Source organism: Martelella alba, from assembly GCF_005217455.1.
GTDB lineage: Bacteria > Pseudomonadota > Gammaproteobacteria > Enterobacterales > Enterobacteriaceae > Acerihabitans.
Genome location: NZ_SZPQ01000100.1, coordinates 1 through 2,554 on the forward strand (window position 1 = coordinate 1; position 2,554 = coordinate 2,554).

General features: G+C 55.1%; 5 protein-coding genes. 2 read left to right on the forward strand and 3 right to left on the reverse strand.

Annotated features, from left to right (window positions below; genetic code table 11):
* Positions 1-657: porin (locus tag FCN80_RS25605; protein WP_170975532.1), on the forward strand; the 657-nt coding region annotated here is incomplete at its 5' end.
* A 35-nt stretch (positions 658-692) separates the two neighbouring features.
* On the opposite strand, the gene FCN80_RS25610 is transcribed toward FCN80_RS25605, so the two are convergent.
* The 3 genes from FCN80_RS25610 to FCN80_RS25620 all read right to left on the reverse strand — a co-directional run bounded on the left by FCN80_RS25610 (position 693) and on the right by FCN80_RS25620 (position 1,754).
* Positions 693-920, reverse strand: a complete 228-nt coding sequence (locus tag FCN80_RS25610; protein WP_230492970.1) for a type 2 periplasmic-binding domain-containing protein — start codon at positions 918-920, stop codon at positions 693-695.
* Positions 921-1,051: 131 nt separating this feature from the next.
* The gene (locus tag FCN80_RS25615) at positions 1,052-1,372 is read right to left on the reverse strand and encodes a DoxX family protein (RefSeq protein WP_136993148.1); all 321 of its coding nucleotides are present in this window, start codon (positions 1,370-1,372) and stop codon (positions 1,052-1,054) included.
* A 1-nt stretch (position 1,373) separates the two neighbouring features.
* Positions 1,374-1,754 (reverse strand): DUF4267 domain-containing protein, encoded by a 381-nt coding sequence (locus FCN80_RS25620; RefSeq protein WP_136993150.1) that lies wholly within the window; start codon positions 1,752-1,754, stop codon positions 1,374-1,376.
* 126 nt (positions 1,755-1,880) lie between these two features.
* On the opposite strand from FCN80_RS25620, the gene FCN80_RS25625 reads away from it, so the two are divergent.
* Positions 1,881-2,462, forward strand: coding sequence for a TetR/AcrR family transcriptional regulator (locus FCN80_RS25625; protein ID WP_136993151.1), 582 nt, complete (start codon positions 1,881-1,883; stop codon positions 2,460-2,462).
* Positions 2,463-2,554: the final 92 nt, after the last annotated feature.

The following is a 2,554-nucleotide window of genomic DNA, read 5'->3' on the forward strand; positions in this document are numbered from 1 at the left end:
ATGAACGGCCGCGCCACCGGTGTTTTGACCTATCGCAACAACGGCTTTTTCGGACTGGTGGACGGCCTGAATATCGGTTTGCAATATCAGGGCGCCAATGACGAAAACAGCGCCAATGCCCGCTCTTCCAGTTCTTCCGAACTCAAGCAAGCCAATGGCGACGGCTATGGTTTTTCCGTGTCCTACACGACCGATTTCCACTTATCGGTCTTGGGCACCTACACCAACTCCAACCGGACCGCGCCGCAGAATCTGATGACCTATGGTCGCGGCGACAAAGCGGAAATGTGGGCCAGCGGATTGAAATACAGTAACGGCGGCGCCTATCTCGCCGCCACCTACAGCGAAACGCAGAATATGACCCCGATTAAATCCGCCGGTTTCGCCAATAAAACCCAAAACGTCGAAGCCATCGCGTCATATATGTTCGACTTCGGACTGAAACCGATGTTTGGTTACTTCCAGTCCAGGGCCAAGGATGTTGAGAATATCGGCGATACCGATTTGGTGAAATATTTCGAGCTCTCGGCGACCTATTACTTCAACAAGAATATCAATACGTATGTGGACTACAAGATTAACCGTCTGGACAGCAATAATCCGTTAGGTATCGCCAGCGACAACCAGGTGGGCGTCGGGCTGACCTATCAATTTTAAATTTTCCCCCCGCAATGGCGCATGCCGCTATTTCACTACAGGCGTAGCGGCAATGCCTTCGCGAGGAAATCCGTGGCTTGGCGGACCCGTGTCGGCACGTATCGGCGCTTCGGCCAGACGAGGCTGATTTTCCGGGGTTCATTGACGAATTCATCAAGGACCGTGATCACATCCTGGCGCTGAAATTTTTCTGCCAGCGAAGGACGGTGAAACATGCCGATGCCCACACCGGTCAATACGCCATATCGCCATAGATGAGGCAATTGTGATCCGCCAGCTCAGCGGGCGTTTCCGGGGCGCGATGGCGCAAAGCCACCCCAAGACGCTTTTCCAACGCGTTCAAGGCGTTACTCTGGGCAGACCGCGTTTTTTTGGTCTTGCGCGCCGCCGACTTTCACGACAATGCCGCCGCAAAAGCGATAAGAACGGCAAACGCACTTAAGGGCACAAGATGTGAAAAATCACGGTAGCGCAAAACGGTAATGATGGCGGCCACAGTGATTACCGTCACCAGTGCGAGGCCGGCAATGCGCGTTGCGGGCAGCGCAATCAGCACGGCGCCAATGATCTCCAGTCCGCCCGTCAAGAGGTTCCACCCGCGCGGGTAGCCCCACCGCGCGAAATCGCGCTGGTTTTTTTGCGTGCCGACAACGTTATAGAGGCCCGCACCGGAAAACGCGATGACAACGAGCCACATAGCAAGCGTCTGAAACATCTTAAAAGCGACCCGTGATGAGGGCGATTGAGGTTAAGACCATTATCAGGGCCGTTACGCCATGCATGCCCAGAGCTTTCGCGGCGGACCCTTTCGATGCCAGCACAAGCGCCCCATCGCCGGCGGGGATGAGGGTTTCCGCCAGCAGAATGATGCCGACCATCTGCGAGGTACCCCAAACCATCATCGATAATACGGTCAGCCCCGAGGCAATATCCCGTATTCCCTTTAAACGCAGCCACCACAGGGTATTGGCGCCGGGTTCAGGAAGCGGCAAACCAAAGCTGCGCATCGCGGCGGCCGGAGCCGAAATATACTGCAAACCGATAAAGATAATTGCGACAGCGATGAGCGCCGCCATGCCGAGAGCCAGCCAAGCCATAATACGCCTCATTTAATAGCAATAAAATAAAATATAGCATTGATAGGAAAATAATCTAGCATTGATAGAATGTCAAGCGTAGTATTGCGTCAAGCACAAGGGACCTTTTGGCACAGGAGATTGAGGTTGAGCATTTCTGAGCGGAAAGCGAGGGAGCGGGCTAAGCGCGAACAGCGGATTGTCACGTCGGCGCGCATGATAGCCGAACGCGAGGGCTGGGATGCCGTGACAATCCGTCGCCTCGCCGTTGAGATTGAATACAGTCAGCCAGTGCTTTACTCCCATTTCGAGAACAGAGATGCGATTGTCGCGGCGGTAGCCGTCGAGGGTTTTAAGGAGATTACCGCGGCGTTGATAGAAGCATCCAGCGGCTCAACGGGTCCAAATGCCGTGAAAAAGCTCGCCGTTGCTTATCTTGCCTTCGCGCTCAGCCATTCAGCGCTCTATGAGGCCATGTTTGTTTTGTCTACCCACTTGCGATTCGCCGAAGAGGGGAGCCATCCGGCGCTGCGAGCCGCGTTCGAAGCGGTGGCCGCCGTCGTTACGCCGTTTTGCGCCAACGCGGATTCCGCGACCGAGACGTTTTGGGCGGCCCTCCATGGGCTTGCGCAACTCGAACGTTCGGGCCGGATTAGGCCCGGTGCCCGTGACGAACGCATCGACCTTATTGTCCGGGCGATCACAGCAAACCAGCGTCATTCAGGGTAAACCGCTCTGGCGTATTGTGAGCAGCGGTTGTAATGTGATACAGCCAGCGATTGAAACTTGATACACCTCTTTGAGAAGATGGCTGCTTTTTG

Coding starts and splice junctions, on each gene's coding strand:
- FCN80_RS25615 (WP_136993148.1), bottom strand. CDS start 1,372: ATGTTTCAGACGCTTGCTATGTGGCTCGTTGTCATCGCGTTTTCCGGT.
- FCN80_RS25620 (WP_136993150.1), bottom strand. CDS start 1,754: ATGGCTTGGCTGGCTCTCGGCATGGCGGCGCTCATCGCTGTCGCAATT.